The following is a 17,995-nucleotide window of genomic DNA, read 5'->3' on the forward strand; positions in this document are numbered from 1 at the left end:
GTCGACGTGCGGGCGGCTACTCGGCCGCCGCCGTCGCCTTACGCTTGGTCTTCGGCTCAGGCCGATCCAGCAGCTTCCGCAGCATCGAGGCCATCACCGGGGTGTCGTAGGGCTTGTCCAGCAGCGGGAATTCACGGCCTTCGTTGATCTGGCCGTCGCCCACGAAGCCGGACGTCAGCAGGACACGCAGCTCCGGGCGCAGCTCCTTCGCCGTCCGGGCCAGGCTCACGCCGCTCACGCCGCCCGGCATCACCACGTCGGTGAACAGCAGGTCCACCTCCGCGTCGGAATGGAGGATTTCCAGAGCTTCGGCGGCGTTGGTCGCCGTGCGCACGGCGTAGCCCAGGCCGCTCAGCACATCGAGCGTCAGCGCCAGCACGGTCGCGTCGTCCTCGACCAGCAGGATCTTTTCGGCGCCGCCGATCACCTCGGCCTGCGCCTGGGCCGGCCGCACTTCCGCCTTCGCCTCAGTCCCAGGCAGCAGCAGGCGGAAGGTGGTGCCCGCGCCGACGTCGCTCTCCACCTCCACCTCGCCTTCCGACTGCCGGACGAAGCCATAGACCTGCGACAGCCCGAGGCCCGACCCCTTGCCCACCTCCTTGGTGGTGAAGAAGGGCTCGAAGACGCGCTCGCGCACGTCGGCGGTCATGCCGAAGCCCGTGTCGCGCACCTCGACGACGATGAAACCGGGCCCGCGCTCGGCCCGCCGCCGGCTGGTGCGGATGGTCAGGCGGCCGCCCTCGGGCATGGCGTCGCGCGCATTGACCGCCAGGTTCAGCAGGGCCGTCTCGAGCTGTGTCGGGTCGACATGAGTGTTCAGAGCCTCGTCGGCCAGCGCCAGATCGATGGTCACCGCCTCGCCGACGGCCTGGCGCATCAGCGGCGCGAAGTCGGTGATCAGCGCGTTCACGTCCAGGGTCACGGGCGACAGGTGCTGGCGGCGCGAGAAGGCGAGCAGCTGGCGGGTCAGGTCCCGGCCGCGCTCGGCGGCCTGGCGGATGGCGTCGATGCGGCGGGCCCGACGCGTCTCTTCCTCCTGCTTGCGGGCGAGCATGTCGATATTGCCCAGCACCACCGTCAGCAGGTTGTTGAAGTCGTGCGCCACCCCGCCCGTGAGCTGGCCCACGGCCTCCATCTTCCGCGCCTGGGCGAGCTGCTCTTCCAGGCTGCGGCGGTCGGTGGCGTCAAGGATGACGCCGAAGATTTCGCGGGCCTCGCCGTCGTCCGAAGGCGCGACCACGCCCTGGTCGTGCAGCACCCGGTACTGGCCGTCGGCGCACAGCCAGCGGAATTCGCACGAATACTGGCCCGTCTGCGTCGCGTTGCGGAAGGACGCGATCGTCCGCTCCAGGTCGTCGGGGTGAATGCGGCTCGAGCCGAAATCCGCCTCCTCGGTGAAGCGGCTCGCCGGGAATCCGGTGATCTCGAAGATCGATTCCGAGACGAATTGCGGCGTGAACGGTGGCTCGATGCTGCGCGACGTGAAGACGATCGGCAGCGACTTCAGGATCGCCTGCTGCTGCATCTCGGCCCGGCGCAGCGCCCGCTCGGTCTGGGCCTTCTCGTGCTTCATCCGGGCATGCTCGTCGAGCAGCCACTGCTTGTACGCGGACTGCCGGTTGGCCTCCTGGGTGCGCAGGTAGAGGTCCACGAAGACCTTGGTCTTGGCCTTCAGGATGAAGGGGTCGACGGGCTTGAAGACCACGTCCACGGCGCCCGCCGAATAGGCCTGGAAGATGTGCGCCTCGTCCCGGAAGATCGCCGTCAGGAAGACGATCGGCGTGTCCGCCGTCCGCTTCCGCGACCGGATCAGGGCCGCCGTTTCGTAGCCATCCATGCCCGGCATGTGCAGGTCGAGCAGGATCAACGCGAACTCCTCGCCCAGCAGCCGCTTCAGCGCCTCTTCGCCCGACTTGGCCACCACCAGTTCGTGGCCGAGCTCCTCCAGCGCCTGCACGGCGGCGAAGGCGTTCCGCTCATCGTCGTCGACGATGAGAATCCGGGCCTTGAGCGGAGCATCCAGGTCGGGCGGAGCTTTCGGCTCCGCCGCCCCGGCGCCCGCCGGCGCGCGTGCGGCGGCTGGGGGCGTCAAGTCAGCTCGCTTGCGGCATGAGGGACACGACCGTGTCGCTGGCCAGCTTCATCGCGTCCGCACGCTGGATCGAGACGCGCAGCACCGAGATGAGGTGGTCGATGTCGACCGGCTTGGAGACATAGTCGGAAGCGCCGGCCTGGATGCACTTCTGGCGGTCCCCCTTCATGGCCTTCGCCGTCACCGCCACGATCGGGAGGTCCGACAGGGCCTGACGGGAGCGGATCTCGCGGATGGTTTCGTAACCGTCCATGTCAGGCATCATGATGTCCACCAGCACGACGTCCACATCCCCCTTCGCGTCGAGGGATTCAAGCCCCGCCCGTCCGCTTTCGGCGTAGCTGAGCTCGATGCCGTACTCCTCGAGGGCCGAAGCCAGCGAGAAGATGTTGCGGATGTCGTCGTCGATCACGAGCACCTTCCGGCCGGCCAGAACCGAGTCCTCGTGCTTGTTCTGGTTGAACTTGGCCTTGGCTGGCGCAGGCAGCTTGTCCAGGGGCGCATGCAGCAGCAGCGTGGCCTGGTCGACCAGCTGGTCCGCCGTCCGCGCCATCCGCACAAGGCCGCCGAAAACGGCCAGCCGCAGCCGCTTGTCGTCCTCGGGTTCCAGCTCGACGGGGGCATAGACCACCGCCGGAACGCAGCGCCCGTCGGCTTGCTTCAGTTGGTCGACCAGTTGGGCCACCGGCAGGGCGGAGGCTTCCACAACCACGCCGTCGGGCCGCTCGCCCGCCGGGCGGGCCAGCACGTCGGCGAAGCTGTCGGCCAGCTCCACCTCGGTGAAGCACTGCCGCAACGTCTCGGCCGCCTCGCCGTCGTGGCCCACCAGCACGATCCGCCGATCGGCCTTGTCGACGAAGGTCTTCACACCCTGCAGGGTCGAGACCACCACCTCGCGCTCCACCGGCTTGTGCGTGAAGCCGAAGGCGCCCATCGACAGGCCGAGGCCCTTCTGGTCGTCCGCCGAGATCATGTGCACGGGGATGTGCCGCGTCTCAGGCGTCCGCTTCAAAAGATCGAGCAGCGCCAGGCCGTCCATGTCGGGCAGGCCGATGTCCAACATGATGGCGTCGGGGCCGAACCGGCGGGCCAGCGACGGGGCCGCCCCGCCCTCGCCCGTGACCACGCCCTTGAAGCCGCTGTCGCGGACCAGGCTGAGCAGGATCGAGGCGAAGCGCGGATCGTCCTCGACGATCAGCACCACCGAGTCGCCCGAGCTGATGGCGTCGCGGTCGTCGGCGACGGCTTCCACCGGCTCGTCGGAGAACGCCGAAGGCATCATCATCGGCCGCGGCAGCGGAGAGGCGCCGGCCGTGCGGGCCGAAGGCTGCGGCTGCGCCGCCGGGCTGAAGTTCAGCGGCAGGTAGAGGGTGAAGGTCGAGCCCTTGCCCGGCTTCGATTCCACCTTCAACTCGCCGCCCAGCATGCGGGTGATCTCGCGGCTGATCGACAGGCCCAGGCCCGTGCCGCCGTACTTGCGGCTTGTCGTGCCGTCCGCCTGCTGGAAGCTCTCGAAGATGATCCGCTGCTTCTCTTCGGGGATCCCGATGCCGGTGTCCTCGACAGAGAACGCCAGCACCTGCCCCGCGGTGTTCAGGTGGTCGTTGCCCGCGCTCCAGCCGGAGTGCGCGCGGCCCACCTTCAGCTTCACATGGCCCTTGTCGGTGAACTTGAAGGCGTTCGAGAGCAGGTTCTTGATGATCTGCTGCAGTCGCTTGTCGTCGGTGTACATCGACCGAGACAGCGCCGGGTCCAGCTCCACCGCGAACTCCAGCTTCTTGTCCGCTGCGATCTGCGAGAACGTGCGGTCGACGTGGTCCTTGAGGCTGGCGAACGACATCTCGCTGATGTCCAGCGTGACCGTGCCGGACTCGATCTTGGCCAGGTCGAGCACGTCGTTGATCAGCGCGAGAAGGTCGGTGCCCGCCGCATGGATGTTGTGGGCGAACTCGACCTGCTTGTCCGACAGGTTGCCCTGGCCATTGTCGGCCAGCAGCTTCGACAGGATGAGCAGCGAGTTCAGCGGCGTCCGCAGCTCGTGGGACATGTTGGCCAGGAACTCGGACTTGAACTTCGAGGTCAGGGCCAGCTGCTCGGCCTTCTCTTCCAGCGCGATCTTGGCCTGTTCCACCTCGCGGTTCTTGGCTTCGACCTGCTGGTTCTGAATCGACAGCAGGTGCGCCTTCTCCTGCAGCTCGGCGTTGGTCTGCTGCAGTTCCTCCTGCTTGGTGCGGAGCAGCTCTTCCGACTGACGCAGGCTGGCGGCCTGTTGCTCCAGCCGGTCGTTGGTCTTCTTCAGCTCCTCCTGCTGGGCCTGCAGTTCCGAGGTCAGGAGCTGCGACTGCTTCAGCAGGCCTTCCGTCCGCATGTTGGCGGCGATGGTGTTCAGCACGATGCCGATGGATTCCATCAGCTGGTCGAGGAACGCCATCTGCGTCTCGTTGAACTCGCCGAACGTGGCGAGCTCGATCACCGCCTTCACTTCGCCTTCGAACAGCGCCGGCAGGACGATGATGTTGGCCGGAGGGGCCTCGCCCAGGCCCGAACTGATCTGCACATAGTCCTTCGGCACGTTGGCCAGCAGGATGCGCGACTTCTCGTAGGCGCACTGCCCGATCAGGCCCTCCCGCAGCTTGAACTGGTTGGCCAGGTGCTTGCGGTTGTTGAAGGCGTACGAGGCGGCGAGGTTCAGGACCGCGTGGCCCTCGTCGTCCCGGTCGGTGACGTAGAACACGGCGTGCTGCGCGTTGATCAGCGGCGCCAGTTCCGACAGCACCAGGTTCGACACCGTCGAGAGGTCGCGCTCGCCCTGCAGCATCCGCGTGAACCGGGCCAGGTTGGTCTTCAGCCAGTCCTGTTCCGTGTTCTTGAGCGTCTGTTCCCGCAGGTTGCGGATCATCTCGTTGATGTTGTTCTTCAGCTCCTCCACCTCGCCAGAGGCTTCGACGGTGATCGACCGCGTCAGGTCGCCCTTCGTCACGGCGGTCGACACCTCGGCGATGGCGCGCACCTGAGTGGTCAGGTTGGCGGCCAGTTCGTTCACGTTGTCGGTCAGGTCGCGCCACAGGCCGGCGGCGCCGGGCACCCGGGCCTGACCGCCCAGCTTCCCTTCGGACCCCACTTCGCGGGCCACGTTCGTCACCTGGTCGGCAAAGGTCGCCAGGGTCTCGATCATTCCGTTGATGGTGTCGGCCAGCGCGGCGATTTCGCCCTTGGCGTCCAGGGTCAGCTTCCGCTTCAGGTCGCCGTTGGCCACCGCGGTCACCACGTCGGCGATGTTCCGGACCTGGCCGGTCAGGTTCGCCGCCATCATGTTCACGTTGTCGGTCAGGTCCTTCCAGGTGCCGGCGACGCCCGGCACCTGCGCCTGGCCGCCCAGCTTGCCCTCGGTGCCCACTTCCCGGGCCACCCGGGTCACTTCCGAGGCGAAGGAGTTCAGCTGGTCCACCATGGTGTTGATGGTGTTCTTCAGCTCGAGGATCTCGCCGCGCACGTCCACGGTGATCTTCTTGGACAGGTCGCCCTTAGCCACGGCGGTGGTGACGTCGGCGATGTTCCGCACCTGACCGGTCAGGTTGGCGGCCATCAGGTTCACGTTGTCGGTCAGGTCCTTCCAGGTGCCGGCGACACCCTTCACCTGCGCCTGGCCCCCCAGCTTGCCCTCGGTGCCCACTTCCCGAGCCACCCGGGTCACTTCCGAGGCGAAGGCGTTGAGCTGGTCCACCATGGTGTTGATGGTGTTCTTCAGCTCGAGGATTTCCCCGCGCACGTCCACGGTGATCTTCTTCGAAAGGTCGCCCATGGCCACGGCGGTGGTCACTTCGGCGATGTTTCGCACCTGGCCCGTCAGGTTGGCGGCCATGAAGTTCACGTTGTCGGTCAGGTCCTTCCAGGTGCCGGCGACACCCTTCACCTGCGCCTGGCCGCCCAGCTTGCCTTCCGTACCCACTTCCCGGGCCACGCGGGTCACTTCCGAGGCGAAGGCGTTCAGCTGGTCCACCATGGTGTTGATGGTGTTCTTCAGCTCGAGGATCTCGCCCTTCACGTCCACGGTGATCTTCTTGGACAGGTCGCCGTTGGCCACGGCGGTCGTCACGTCGGCGATGTTCCGCACCTGACCGGTCAGGTTCGCCGCCATCATGTTCACGTTGTCGGTCAGGTCCTTCCAGGTGCCGGCGACACCCTTCACCTGCGCCTGACCGCCGAGCTTGCCCTCCGTACCCACTTCCCGCGCCACCCGGGTCACTTCCGAGGCGAAGGAGTTCAGCTGGTCCACCATGGTGTTGATGGTGGTCTTCAGCTCGAGGATCTCGCCGCGCACGTCCACGGTGATCTTCTTGGACAGGTCGCCGTTGGCCACGGCGGTGGTCACCTCGGCGATGTTCCGCACCTGGCCCGTCAGGTTCGCGGCCATCAGGTTCACGTTGTCGGTCAGGTCCTTCCAGGTCCCGCCGACGCCCTTCACGTTCGCCTGGCCGCCCAGCTTGCCTTCCGTACCCACTTCCCGCGCCACCCGGGTCACTTCCGAGGCGAAGGCGTTCAGCTGGTCCACCATGGTGTTGATGGTGTTCTTCAGCTCGAGGATCTCGCCCTTCACGTCCACGGTGATCTTCTTGGACAGGTCGCCGTTGGCCACGGCGGTGGTCACCTCGGCGATGTTCCGCACCTGGCCCGTCAGGTTGGCGGCCATGAAGTTCACGTTGTCCGTCAGGTCCTTCCAGGCGCCGGTGACGCCTTCCACCCGGGCCTGACCGCCCAGCTTGCCTTCCGTACCCACTTCCCGGGCCACCCGGGTCACTTCCGACGAGAAGGCGTTCAGCTGGTCCACCATGGTGTTGATGGTGTTCTTCAGCTCAAGGATCTCGCCCTTCACGTCCACGGTGATCTTCTTGGACAGGTCGCCGCGGGCCACGGCGGTCGTCACTTCGGCGATGTTCCGCACCTGGCCGGTGAGGTTGTTCGCCATCAGGTTCACGTTGTCGGTGAGGTCCTTCCAGGTGCCGGCGACGCCCTTCACCTGGGCCTGACCGCCCAGCTTCCCTTCCGTACCCACTTCCCGGGCCACGCGGGTCACTTCCGAGGCGAAGGAGTTCAGCTGGTCCACCATCGTGTTGATGGTGTTCTTCAGCTCCAGCACCTCGCCCTTCACGTCCACGGTGATCTTGCGGCTCAGGTCGCCATTGGCCACCGCGGTGGTCACATCGGCGATGTTCCGCACCTGGCCCGTCAGGTTCGCGGCCATGAAGTTCACGTTGTCGGTCAGGTCCTTCCAGGTGCCGGCCACACCCTTCACCTGCGCCTGGCCGCCCAGCTTCCCTTCGGTGCCCACTTCCCGCGCCACCCGGGTCACTTCCGAGGCGAACGAGCCAAGCTGGCCCACCATGGTGTTCACGACCTTGCCGATCCGCAGGAACTCGCCCCGCAGCGGGCGCTCCTCGTTCTCGAGGTCCATGGTCTGTGACAGGTCGCCCTTGGCCACGGCGCCGATCACGCGGGCCATTTCGGCGGTGGGGTGGACCATGTCCGTGATCAGGGTGTTCACCGCGTCGACGGCGAACGACCACGACCCCTGAGCGCCGGGCAGCTTGGCGCGGTGGCTGATCTTGCCCTGACGTCCCACCGTGTCGCCCAGCCGCTCGAATTCGCGGGTCATACGGTCATTGAGCTCGACGACGTCGTTGAAGGCTTCCGCCAGCTCGCCCGCGACACCCGTCAGCCCCCGCGGCATACGCACCGAGAAGTCGCCCCGGCGAAACGCGCGGAGCGCGGCAAGAAGCTGGCCGGTGTCGACATCCGTAGCCGCCGCTTGGGCGCGGCGCGGCTTGCTGGCCTTTGCGGTCTTCGCAACGACGTTGGCAGACATATTTCCCCCGAGGGCATGCGATTGCTGCTTGGGGGGAGATACCCGGCCGCCGTTGAACCTTCTGCAGGCTCATCACGACGCCAAGACACACCCCGCCCGCCTGGGACAACGTAGGCGCCTGCGGCGAGTTCCAGCTTGGCTGAAAATAAATTTTTCAGAGGGTTGCGTGGCGTGGAAGGTACTGCATCCGGCCCGCGCCGCCAACCGGGGCGACCTCGGAACTTGGCCTTCCGGGCGCCGTTTGGGCACGGGGCGTCAGGTCCCATGAAGCCTCAGGATTGGTGAAACCTCACGCGCATGTCGCAGCCCTATGACGCCGCAGCCTTTGAACCGCCGCCGGACGCCGAAGCGTTCTACGCCGAGAGCCTCCGGCTGCTGAACGAGTCGGGGATCCCCTACCTCCTGTCAGGCACCTACGCCGTGAGCGCCTATACCGGCATCGTCCGGCCGACCAAGGACCTCGACGTGTTTTGCAAGGCGGGGGACTATCCGAAGATCCTCGCCTACTTCCAGGAGCGCGGCTACCGCACCGACGTCGAGGACGAACGCTGGATCGCCAAGGTCTGGCAGGAGAACCGCTTCTTCGACGTGATCTTCGCCATGTCGAACGGCACCGCCCCTGTGACCGACGCCTGGTTCCAGAACAACGACACGATCAAGGTCTATGGCACCGTCGCCAAGATCACGCCGCCGACCGAGCTGCTGATCTCCAAGATGTTCATCCAGGACCGCTACCGCTACGACGGCGCGGATGTGGTCCATGTGATCCTGCGGGCCAACGACCACATCGATTGGCAGCGGCTCATGACCTACATGGAGCCGTACTGGGAGGTGCTGCTGACCCACCTCCTGAACTTCCGCTTCATCTATCCCACCGAGCGCGACCTGATCCCGCGCTGGGTGATGGACGAGCTCAGCACCCGCCTGCAGGCCCAGGTGGGTCTGCCGCCGGCGCGGGTTAAGGTCTGCCGCGGTCGTCTGTTCAGCCCGCGGGACTACGTCATGGACATCAGCGAATGGGGCTTCGCCGACGTCGTCGGCAAGGGCCTGGAGGAGCGGCATGAGCCTATCGCCTGACGGATCGTCGACGACCCCCTGAAGGTCGCGGCGATCGGCGACCTGCACGTGGGCGAAAACCATAAGCATCCCTACCGTGACCTGTTCTCGAAGATCAGCCAGGAAGCCGACGTGCTCGCCCTCTGCGGCGACCTCACCAACTTCGGCAAGACCCCCCGAGGCCGAGATCCTGGCCGAGGACCTGATGGCCTGCTCGATCCCCGTCGTGGGCGTGCTCGGCAACCACGACTATGAGTGCGGTCAGCCGCAGGAGGTCGCCCGCATCCTCCACCAGGCCGGGCTGAAGGTGCTGGACGGCGAAGCCTTCGAGATCGAGGGCGTAGGCTTCGCCGGCTGCAAGGGCTTCATCGGAGGCTTTGGACGCTACATGCTTTCGGCCTTCGGCGAGCCCGAGATCAAGTCGTTCGTCCAGGCCGCGGTCGACGAGAACCTCAAGCTGGAGACGAGCCTGCGCATGCTGCGCACCGAACGCATCGTGGTGGTCACGCACTATTCGCCGGTCGTCGAGACGGTCGAGGGCGAACCGCCGGAGATCTTCCCCTTCCTCGGCTCGGCGCGGATGGGCGAGACCATCGATCGCTTCGAAGGCGTGAAGCTCGCCTTCCACGGCCATGCGCACCGCGGCGCCTACGAGGGCCGCACGGCGCGAGGCGTCCCCGTCTACAATGTCGCCAAGCCGGTTCTGAACCGCGACGTGGGCGTGGAATACGCCCTCTTTGAGGTCTGAGGGTTCGAGGGTCTGAGCGCGCAGAGGCTTAGCCCCGGTCGGCGTCGCGGCTCCCGGGCCCGGCGTCCACATCCAGTTCCTGCAGCACGGCTTCCGGCGCGACCTCGCGGCTGATCTCTTCGATCTCGGGGCGGCGGACGTCCACCCCGACCTTCTCTGCGATCGCCGTCGTCAGCTTCACCAATTGCGTGATCTCGTACTCGGCGAGCAGGTCGATCTGCAGATCCAGAGCCGCCCGCTTGTCGGCCAGCGCCGAGATGCGGTTCTGGCTGATCAGCACGAAGGTCGAGAGGAAGATCGCCTCCACCGACGCAACTGTGGCGAGGATCACGAACGAGGGATCGAACGGCCGCAGGCCGGGCGCCGCGCCCAGATTGACCATGGTCCACGCCGCCACCAGGAGGAGGTGGACGTAGACGAAGATGAGTGAGCCGGTGAACCGGGTGATCCGCTCGGCGATCCGTTCACCGGGTTTCGCCGTCTCTTCCTCACGTCGGCGCTGCGCCCGCATCGCCTCGATGTTGCGGCGCAAGACCGCCGCCATGTCCTGCGCCCCACCGTCCGGGGCTGGGTAGGTGAGACCGCCGGGAGGGTCCGACGCGGTCATGACCGCCTCCGATCGAAGCTCAGGCGCTGAGGCGCAGTCCCTCTCCGCGCCGCTTGCCCGGCGCGCCGTCCCGCGCCTCGAACCATGCGATGGTGGCTCGCAGTCCCATCTCCAGCGGCGTCGACGGCTGCCAGCCCAGAAGCCGTTGCGCCTTCTCGATGTCGGGCCGTCGACGCCTCGGGTCGTCCGTCGGCAGCGGCCGGTACGCCACCTCCGAGGTCGAGCCCGTCAGCGCCAGGACCAGGTCGACCAGTTCCAGGATGGTCCGCTCGGCCGGATTTCCGATGTTCACCGGCCCCGGCTGCGGGCCGTTGTACTCCATCAGCCGGACCAGCCCGTCGATCTCGTCGTCGACGTAGCAGAAGGACCGGGTCTGCGAGCCGTCGCCGAAGACGGTGATGTCCTCGCCCGCCAGGGCCTGGCTGACCACGTTCGACACCACCCGGCCGTCGCTGGCGTCCAGCCGCGGTCCATAGGTGTTGAAGATCCGCACCACCCGCACCTCGGCCCGCCCGAGCCGGTCGTAGTCGAAGCATAGCGTCTCGGCCGCCCGCTTGCCCTCGTCGTAGCAGGCCCGCGGCCCCGTGCAGTTGACGTTGCCCCAGTAGCTCTCCGGCTGCGGATGGCTTTCGGGGTCGCCGTAGATCTCGCTGGTCGAGGCCTGCAGGAACCGCGCCCTGCTGGCCTCCGCCAGCTTCAGCAGGTGCTGGGTTCCCAGCACGCTCGTCAGCAAGGTGTGCTCGGGATCGGCCTGATACAGCGGCGGCGAGGCGGCGCAGGCCAGGTTGTAGATCCGGTCAAAGCGCATCTGCGTGACCTTCGCCGGCAGCGGATCCACCACGTCGGCCTTCACAAACGTGAAGCCGTCACGCCCCTCCAATTTGCGGAGGTTCTCGCGCCGTCCTGTCTGCAGGTTGTCCAGGCAGACCACGTTCGCGCCGTCGGCCATCAGGCGCTCGCAGAGATGCGAGCCCAGGAAGCCCGCGCCGCCGGCGACCAGCACCGTCTTCTGATGTCCGTTCTTCATGCGAAAACCCCTTCCGCCCGTCCCCGGTGTCCGGCGGTCGCCGCCGTGAGATGTGTTTCGAGTTCGGCCGCCCGGTGGGCCGCCGTGTGTCCATCGAGGATCCGCGCCCGCGCCCGTTCGGCCTGCGCGTCCCGGGCGGCCTCAGGCATGTGGAGGGCGGCCAACACCGCCTCAGGGCTCTCGGCCAGCACGATCTCCGCGCCTGGCGCGAACAGCGTCTCGAGGCCCTCCCAGACATCCGAGACGATCGGCGTCCCGCAGGCTCCGGCCTCGAAAAGCCGCACGCTCGGGCTCCAGCCGGCCGCGATCATGTCGGCGCGCGTGACGTTCAGCGTGAACCGGCTGGCGGCATAGAACGCCGGGTGATCCGCCGGCCCCACATGCTCCACCCGCTCGATGTTCGCCGGCCACGCGATGTCAGCCGGGTATTGCGGTCCGGCGACGCAGAACCTCAGCTGCGGCGCACGCCGGGCGGGCTCGATCAGCAGCCTCTCCAGGGTCGGCTGCCGGTCCGGGCTGTAGGTGCCGAGATAGCTCAGGTCCCAGCGCCGCTCGACCTGCAGAGGCCGGTAGGCGGCGTCGTCGACCGAGCAGTACAGCGCCCGCGCCGCCGGCGACCCGTAGCGCCGCTCCAGTTCGGTCAGCGTCGGCCCGCCGGTGAAGGACAGATAGACGTCGTAGCCGGCGATCAACTCGGGCGTCAGGTACTCGTGGTCGCCTGCCGCCAGCTTGGCGAGCGTCACCGGCGTGTCGATGTCGTAGAAGGCCTTCACGCCGCGGGCCGTCGCCTGCACCCAGCGGCCCACCTCGACGCCATCGGGCACGTAGGAGCCGACGATGACCGCATCGGCGCGTTCGACCTCGCCACGCCAGTGGGTCTTCAGCTCGTCGAGGTCGCGGTACAGCGCCAGCTGGCAGAAGTCCGGCTCGGCCAGGTCGCGGTGGCTGGCGTACCAAGGCACGTCCCGCTCCAGGAACGTCACCTGATGACCCCGCGCGGCGAAGGCTCGCAGCAGCGCCCGATAGGTCGTCGCGTGGCCGTTGCCCCACGAGGACGACAGCGAAAGACCGAGGACCAGGAGCTTCATGCCAAGCTCCTCTCGCGTTTGGCGGCGGCTTCCTGCTTCAGCAGGGCGTCCACCTCGACCGCGCGGCGGGCGTAGGTGTGTTCGGCCAGGATCCGCTGCCGCGCGGCCTCCCCGATCGCCCTCCCCCGTTCCGGCGTCAGCGCTTCCAGGTGCTCGGCCACGTCCTGGCCGTCGCGGGCGACAAGCACCTCCTCGCCGGGCGTCAGGAACAGCTCCACGCCCTCCCACGCGTCGGTGATCAGGCAGGCGCCCGCGCCCGCCGCCTCGAACACCCGTGTGGCCGGCGAGAAGCCCACGTCGGCCATGGAGTCCCGGGCCACGTTCAGCACCGCCAGGCCCGAGCGGTTGAAGGCGTTGTGATCGCCCGTGCCGACGTGGCCCAGCCGCCGGACGTTCTCCGGCATCGGCTTGTCGTCCCAGCCGGCGCCGCCCAGCACGAACCGCCGGTCCGGCAGCCTGGCCGCTGCGTCCAGGAAGAACCGCTCCACCCGCGCCTCGCGGTCCGGCAGCCGGTTGGCGAGGAAATTCAGGTCGCCCGCGAACCTCGGATCGGACGGCGCCGGCCTATGGGTGCTCGGGTCCAGCGCATTGTAGATCGGCCGGCACACACGGGCGCCTGCGCCTTCGTAGGCGCGCACCACCGGGGGGCCGCCGCCGTAGGTCAGCACCATGTCCAGCCTCGGCAGCACGCGGGCGAGCGTCGCTTCGTCGCCGGCCCTCAGCGCCGCCAGCGTGGCCGGCGCATCCACGTCCCAGAAGATCTTCACCGCATGCGGCCGCGCCTGGGCCATGACCCCGTCCAGCAGCAGGTCGTCGAAGACGCCGACGCCGCTGGCCTTCACCACCACGTCGGCCTCGGCCGCCGCGCCGATCACCGCCTCCGCCGCGGTCTCGGTGGCGGGGTAGACAACGACCGTCGCCCAGTCGGGCGGATCGATGTCGCGGTGCTTCTGCCGGTCGAAGGCGTCCGGCTCGTAGAAGGTGATCTCGTAGCCCCGCCGCGCCAGCTCGCTCAGCATGCCGCGGTAGTAGGTCGCCGCGCCGTTCCAGTAGGCGGACAGCAGGCTCGATCCGTAGAACGCAATCTTCATTCGACGGCTTCCACTTCCACTTCAGGCGCGGCCAGCCGGCGCACGACGGCCATCAGCTCGTCGGCACGGTGGGCGCAGGTGTGTCGGTTGCGGATGGTCTCGAGACCTGAGCGGGCCAGCGCCGCCCGCAGCTCCGGGTCGGCGGCGAGGTCGCGCAGGTGAGCGGCCATCTCGTTGCTGTCATGGGCGAACAGGAAATCCGCGCCGGGCCGGAACAGCCCCTCGCTGTCGGCCCACGGCGCCGAGACCAGCGGAATGCCGCAGGCCAGCGCCTCGAACACCCGGATGGTTGGAATGCCCGGCAGCACCCGAGTGTAGAACCGCCGCGGCACGTGCACCGTCGCCAGATGTCGGGCGAACACCTCCGGCGCACGGGCGTTCGGCAGCCAGCCGCGATAGCTGGCGCCGTGCCGCCGGATCATGGCCTTGGCGGCCTCGGGATAGCGGACGCCATAGATGTCGAGCGGAAGGTCTGCGGCCTTGGCCGGCGCAAACAGGAAGCTCTCCAGCTCAGCCGTCCGTTCCCCGTCGCCCCAGTTGCCGATCCAGACGAGGCCTGCACGCGCGCCCTCTTCGGCCGGCGGTCGGAACAGCGTCACATCCGCCGCCTCGTGCCAGACGAACACGCGCTGGCCCCAGCCCCAGCCGCGGTAGACCTCGGCCAGGGTTTCTCCGAACGCCAGCACGCCGTCATAGGCGTCGAGGTCGAACGCGCGGATCGCGTCCGGCTCGCTGACGGCGCGGTGATGGGTGTCGTGGAACAGCAGAGTGAAGCGCCCGCCCCTGGCCCGCTCACGCCCGATGGCGGCGACTAGCTTCGGATCGTTCCACTCGTGGACGATCACCAGGTCCGCCCCGTCGAGTATGGCGGCGAGGTCCGGCGTCGCGCCGAAGGTGGTCGAACTCAGCTCCGGATAGGCCGCCCTGTAGGGGTCAAGCCCCGCTTCTCCGTGGTCCGCCAGGAGGTTCTCGAGGCTCCAGGCGGCCTCAGGCTCGAAGACCCGGACATCGTGGCCCTGTCGAACCAGCTGCCGCAGCACGCCGCGTAGGAAGTGGGCGTTGCCGTGGTTCCAGCAGGAGGCCAGCGAGTGGGTGAAGTAGACGATCCTCATGCCGCCGCGAGCTCCGGATGAAGCTGGCGATAGAGATCGAGCACGCCGGAGGTCATGGCTTCGACCGAGTAGCGCTGCGCCCGCGCCAGCGCCTTGGCGGCCAGCGCTTCGCGACCCGCCGCGTCGTCGACAAGCTGTTCCAGCGCGGCGGCGAACCCTCGCGCATCCGTGGGATCGATGAAGACAGCCGCCTCGTCCCAAAGCTCGCGAAAGGTCGGGATGTCGGAGAGCACGAGCGCGCAGCCCGCCTGCGCCGCCTCCAGCACACCCAGTCCGAATGGCTCGTACAGCGCCGAGGAAGCGTAGACCGGAGCTCGCGCCAGCCACTCGGCCACGTCGTGCGACGACAGCCGGCCCAGCACCCGCGCGTGCTTCAGTCGCACGCCGGCGTCGTTCGGGCCCTGCTCCGGTCCCGCCGCATGGAGCGGCGCCGACATGAGGCTTGCCGCCTCGTCCAGGACGGCGAGATTCTTGCCCTCGTCCCACAACCGGCCGGAGGTGAAGACCATCCGCTCCCGGTGCGAGGCCTTCGCCGCGCCGGGGTTACGGCCGTTCCAGACGGCGTGCGGCCGCGGCAGGTCGTAGGCGGCCGCTGTCTCGTCGGCAAAGGCCCGGGTGGGGGCGATCAACGCGTCGCAGGCATGCAGGCCCTGCCAAAGGGCCTGGGTCCGCCAGCGGAAGTCCGCCGGCATCGGGCCGTCCTTCACCGCGCTCCACCAGGTGGCGAGACAGGAGTGGCAGACGCCGACCACCGGAGCCGGGAAGTCGCCGACGCTGGCGAACGCCGGGCTGTTCAGATGGATCAGGTCGGCCCGGACGCCACGGGCGAGGCCGCGCAGCGCAGCGCCGACCTCGAGGATCTCGGCGGGCTCGGTGGCCATCCAGTCGAGCGGCAGGCCGGTTTCGAGCAAGGTGAGGCCCGGAACGGCATGCGCCGCCCGCACCTGGTCCGGTGACGGCGCAGGCCCCACGACCGCCAGCGTGGTGCGCACGCCTGCGCCCCCGAGCGCACGGGCCAGATCGAGCGCATAGGTCCAGACGCCGCCCACCGCATCGGCGGTCATCAGGACGCGCATCACATGGCCTCGGCGGGTTGCCGCGCCGGGGCGTGGCCGCGTTCCACCGCCAGCCAGTCGGCCAGCGCCGCGACGCCTGCGCGCCATTCCCGCGGCTCCGGCAGTTGCAGCTCGCGACGCGCAAGCGAGGGATCGGAGACGTAGTAGCGCTGGTCCCCCGCCCGCCATTCGGAGAAGCCGCCTTCAACCTTTCGCCCGGTGAGCTCCTCGATGTAGGCGACGAGTTGCAGCAGGCTGATCGCATTGGCCGGCCCGCCCCCCAGGTTGAAGGCGCGCCCTGAAACCTGGCCGATCCGCTTCCAGGCGGACAGGTAGGCCTGCACCGCATCGCCAACGTCGAGGATGTCCCGCACCTGGCGTCCGTCGCCGTAGATGACGATGGGTTGGCCCTCGAGCGCGCGGATCAGGAAGTGGGCGACCCAGCCCTGGTCCTCAGTGCCCATCTGACGCGGACCGTAGATGCAGCTCATCCGCAGCACGCACGTCGGCAGGCCAAAGCTGCGCGCATAGTCCAGCACGTACTGATCGGCCGCGCCCTTGGAGCAGCCATAGGGCGTGTGAAAGTCCAGCGGCCGCTGCTCGGAAACGCCGCGCGCTCGCAGGCTTGCGTCCTGCGGGCGGTAGGCCTCTCCCACCAGGTCCAACGGCACGTCGGCCAGATCGCCATAGACCTTGTTGGTGCTGGCGAAGATGACGGGGGTGTTCTCCCGCCGCGCCGCCTCCAGCACGTTCAGCGCGCCGCGGACGTTGATCTCGAAGTCGTCGACCGGATCCACCAGGCTGGTGGTGACCGCCACCTGCGCGGCGAGATGGAAGACGACGTCGACCTTGCGCGCAGCTTCCGCGACCGCCCGGCCGTCACGCACATCCGCCCGCACATCGATGATCTTGGAGCCGTGCCGGTCCTGCAGCCAGGTGAGATTCCGCTCCACGCCCGGCCGGGCCAGCGCGTCGAACACCACGACCTCGCAGCCTTCGCCGGCCAGCCGGTCGGCGAGGTTGGACCCGATGAACCCCGCGCCGCCTGTGATCAGCGCCCTCATGCGACCAGCCCGCGCATCTCGAGCTCGCGGCGGGCCTCCTGCACGCGGTCCTCGGCCTCCTGTCGCGCCACCCACTCGGCCAGCTCGGCGAGACCTTCGCCGAAGTCCTCTTGCGCCTCGTACCCGAGGACGCCGCGCGCCTTCGCCAGATCTGGAATGCAGTGACGGATGTCCCCGGCCCGCGCCTTGCCTGCGATGTCAGGCTTCAGGTCCGGTCGGCCCATGGCCTCCGCCTGCAGGCGCGCAACCTCTTCGACCGTGCGATCGACGCCAGACCCGATGTTGAACACCTCTCCGTCGGCCTCAGGGTTGTCGAGCGCCAGGAGGAAGGCCCGGGCGACATCGCGGACGTGCACGAAGTCGCGTCGCTGCTGGCCGTCCTCGAACACCATCGGGGCCTGGCCGTTGGCGATGCGCGAGGCGAAGATCGCCAGCACACCGGTATAGGGATTGGAGAGCGCCTGACCGGGGCCGTAGGCGTTCCAGAGCCGCAGCGCAGACCCGCCCATGCCGTACTGTCGGGTCAGGGTCAGCGTCAGCCGCTCCTGCACGAACTTGCCGATCGCGTAGACGGACTTGAGGCCGTTGGCCTTGGTCTCGGGCGTGTGGACGGGGACCATCGGCCGGCCCTCGGCGTCGAGCGGATCCCAACTGCCGTCCGGATTGCGGCCGCCGCGCACCACGTCCTCCATCAGGACGCCGTCCCGAGTGCGGTAGAGGCCCTCGCCGTAGATCGACATCGACGAGGCGACGACCACGCGTTCGACCGGATTGTCGATCAGTTGCTGGAACAGCACCGCCGTTCCGTAGTCGTTGACCGAGGTGTAGCGGTCGACGGCGTACATGCTCTGCCCGACCCCAACCTCGGCTGCGAGGTGGATCACCTGGTCGACACCCGAGAGCGCCTTCAGCACAGCGGCCTCATCGCGGACGTCGCCAACGATGAGCTCGGCGTCGGCCGCCAGTTCCGTCGGCCGGCTGCGGGTCGGATGCACCTGCTCGATCAGGCTGTCGAGGATACGGACGTGGTCGCCGCGCTGCAGCAGCGCCTGGGCGACGTGTCGGCCGATGAAGCCGGCTCCGCCGGTGATCAGGATGGTCTTGGCCACGGCGCTTAGCCCCTGGCCGTGGTGGGTGTTTGGTTTGCTTGCATGGGTCCCTCGGCGTCCACTCCCGCCAAGCTAACCCTTCA

General features: G+C 68.1%; 13 protein-coding genes. 3 read left to right on the top strand and 10 right to left on the bottom strand.

Features of this window, described 5'->3' with window-relative positions:
- Nucleotides 1-16 precede the first annotated feature (16 nt).
- On the bottom strand, nt 17-2,092 hold the full coding sequence (locus tag LRS10_RS19685) for a response regulator (RefSeq protein ID WP_257838717.1): 2,076 nt from the start codon (nt 2,090-2,092) through the stop codon (nt 17-19).
- Nucleotide 2,093: 1 nt separating this feature from the next.
- Nucleotides 2,094-7,955 (bottom strand): HAMP domain-containing protein, encoded by a 5,862-nt coding sequence (locus LRS10_RS19690; protein ID WP_257838718.1) that lies wholly within the window; start codon nt 7,953-7,955, stop codon nt 2,094-2,096.
- 297 nt (nt 7,956-8,252) lie between these two features.
- On the opposite strand from LRS10_RS19690, the gene LRS10_RS19695 reads away from it, so the two are divergent.
- Genes LRS10_RS19695 through LRS10_RS19705 form a run of 3 tightly spaced genes read left to right on the top strand, consistent with a single transcriptional unit; the run spans nt 8,253 to nt 9,759 of the window.
- Nucleotides 8,253-9,032, top strand: coding sequence for a nucleotidyltransferase family protein (locus LRS10_RS19695; protein ID WP_257838719.1), 780 nt, complete (start codon nt 8,253-8,255; stop codon nt 9,030-9,032).
- Between the two features lie 48 nt (nt 9,033-9,080).
- Nucleotides 9,081-9,266, top strand: a complete 186-nt coding sequence (locus LRS10_RS19700) for a hypothetical protein (protein WP_257838720.1) — start codon at nt 9,081-9,083, stop codon at nt 9,264-9,266.
- Nucleotides 9,217-9,759 (top strand): metallophosphoesterase, encoded by a 543-nt coding sequence (locus LRS10_RS19705; protein WP_257838721.1) that lies wholly within the window; start codon nt 9,217-9,219, stop codon nt 9,757-9,759. The genes LRS10_RS19700 and LRS10_RS19705 overlap by 50 nt, the downstream gene beginning before the upstream one ends.
- Before the next feature lie 28 nt (nt 9,760-9,787).
- Here the strand turns inward: LRS10_RS19705 and LRS10_RS19710 are convergent, their stop codons facing one another.
- From LRS10_RS19710 to LRS10_RS19745, 8 genes are read right to left on the bottom strand one after another with little or no spacing between them, the layout of a single operon-like run.
- On the bottom strand, nt 9,788-10,366 hold the full coding sequence (locus tag LRS10_RS19710; RefSeq protein WP_257838722.1) for a DUF1003 domain-containing protein: 579 nt from the start codon (nt 10,364-10,366) through the stop codon (nt 9,788-9,790).
- 19 nt (nt 10,367-10,385) lie between these two features.
- The gene (locus tag LRS10_RS19715) at nt 10,386-11,393 is read right to left on the bottom strand and encodes a UDP-glucuronic acid decarboxylase family protein (protein ID WP_257838723.1); all 1,008 of its coding nucleotides are present in this window, start codon (nt 11,391-11,393) and stop codon (nt 10,386-10,388) included.
- Entirely contained in the window at nt 11,390-12,481 is a 1,092-nt protein-coding gene (locus LRS10_RS19720; protein WP_257838724.1) for a glycosyltransferase, read from the bottom strand. The genes LRS10_RS19715 and LRS10_RS19720 overlap by 4 nt, the downstream gene beginning before the upstream one ends.
- On the bottom strand, nt 12,478-13,572 hold the full coding sequence (locus tag LRS10_RS19725; protein ID WP_257838725.1) for a glycosyltransferase: 1,095 nt from the start codon (nt 13,570-13,572) through the stop codon (nt 12,478-12,480). The genes LRS10_RS19720 and LRS10_RS19725 overlap by 4 nt, the downstream gene beginning before the upstream one ends.
- Nucleotides 13,569-14,684: a glycosyltransferase gene (locus LRS10_RS19730; protein WP_257838726.1), complete on the bottom strand. Its 1,116-nt coding sequence runs from the start codon at nt 14,682-14,684 to the stop codon at nt 13,569-13,571. Before LRS10_RS19730 ends, LRS10_RS19725 begins: the two co-directional genes overlap by 4 nt.
- Nucleotides 14,681-15,760: a glycosyltransferase family 4 protein gene (locus LRS10_RS19735; RefSeq protein WP_257838727.1), complete on the bottom strand. Its 1,080-nt coding sequence runs from the start codon at nt 15,758-15,760 to the stop codon at nt 14,681-14,683. Before LRS10_RS19735 ends, LRS10_RS19730 begins: the two co-directional genes overlap by 4 nt.
- Nucleotides 15,760-16,803, bottom strand: coding sequence for an SDR family NAD(P)-dependent oxidoreductase (locus LRS10_RS19740; RefSeq protein ID WP_257838728.1), 1,044 nt, complete (start codon nt 16,801-16,803; stop codon nt 15,760-15,762). The genes LRS10_RS19735 and LRS10_RS19740 overlap by 1 nt, the downstream gene beginning before the upstream one ends.
- Nucleotides 16,800-17,912 (bottom strand): NAD(P)-dependent oxidoreductase, encoded by a 1,113-nt coding sequence (locus LRS10_RS19745; RefSeq protein ID WP_257838729.1) that lies wholly within the window; start codon nt 17,910-17,912, stop codon nt 16,800-16,802. The genes LRS10_RS19740 and LRS10_RS19745 overlap by 4 nt, the downstream gene beginning before the upstream one ends.
- Nucleotides 17,913-17,995 lie beyond the last annotated feature (83 nt).

Origin of the sequence: Phenylobacterium sp. J426 (genome assembly GCF_024699945.1) — a bacterium.
Lineage (GTDB): Bacteria > Pseudomonadota > Alphaproteobacteria > Caulobacterales > Caulobacteraceae > Phenylobacterium.

What these genes read in the sequence shown, in the direction of transcription:
- LRS10_RS19690 (WP_257838718.1), bottom strand. Translation starts at nt 7,955, where the DNA reads ATGTCTGCCAACGTCGTTGCGAAGACCGCAAAGGCCAGCAAGCCGCGC.
- LRS10_RS19695 (WP_257838719.1), top strand. Translation starts at nt 8,253, where the DNA reads ATGTCGCAGCCCTATGACGCCGCAGCCTTTGAACCGCCGCCGGACGCC.
- LRS10_RS19705 (WP_257838721.1), top strand. Translation starts at nt 9,217, where the DNA reads ATGGCCTGCTCGATCCCCGTCGTGGGCGTGCTCGGCAACCACGACTAT.
- LRS10_RS19710 (WP_257838722.1), bottom strand. Translation starts at nt 10,366, where the DNA reads ATGACCGCGTCGGACCCTCCCGGCGGTCTCACCTACCCAGCCCCGGAC.
- LRS10_RS19715 (WP_257838723.1), bottom strand. Translation starts at nt 11,393, where the DNA reads ATGAAGAACGGACATCAGAAGACGGTGCTGGTCGCCGGCGGCGCGGGC.
- LRS10_RS19720 (WP_257838724.1), bottom strand. Translation starts at nt 12,481, where the DNA reads ATGAAGCTCCTGGTCCTCGGTCTTTCGCTGTCGTCCTCGTGGGGCAAC.
- LRS10_RS19725 (WP_257838725.1), bottom strand. Translation starts at nt 13,572, where the DNA reads ATGAAGATTGCGTTCTACGGATCGAGCCTGCTGTCCGCCTACTGGAAC.
- LRS10_RS19730 (WP_257838726.1), bottom strand. Translation starts at nt 14,684, where the DNA reads ATGAGGATCGTCTACTTCACCCACTCGCTGGCCTCCTGCTGGAACCAC.
- LRS10_RS19735 (WP_257838727.1), bottom strand. Translation starts at nt 15,760, where the DNA reads ATGCGCGTCCTGATGACCGCCGATGCGGTGGGCGGCGTCTGGACCTAT.
- LRS10_RS19740 (WP_257838728.1), bottom strand. Translation starts at nt 16,803, where the DNA reads ATGAGGGCGCTGATCACAGGCGGCGCGGGGTTCATCGGGTCCAACCTC.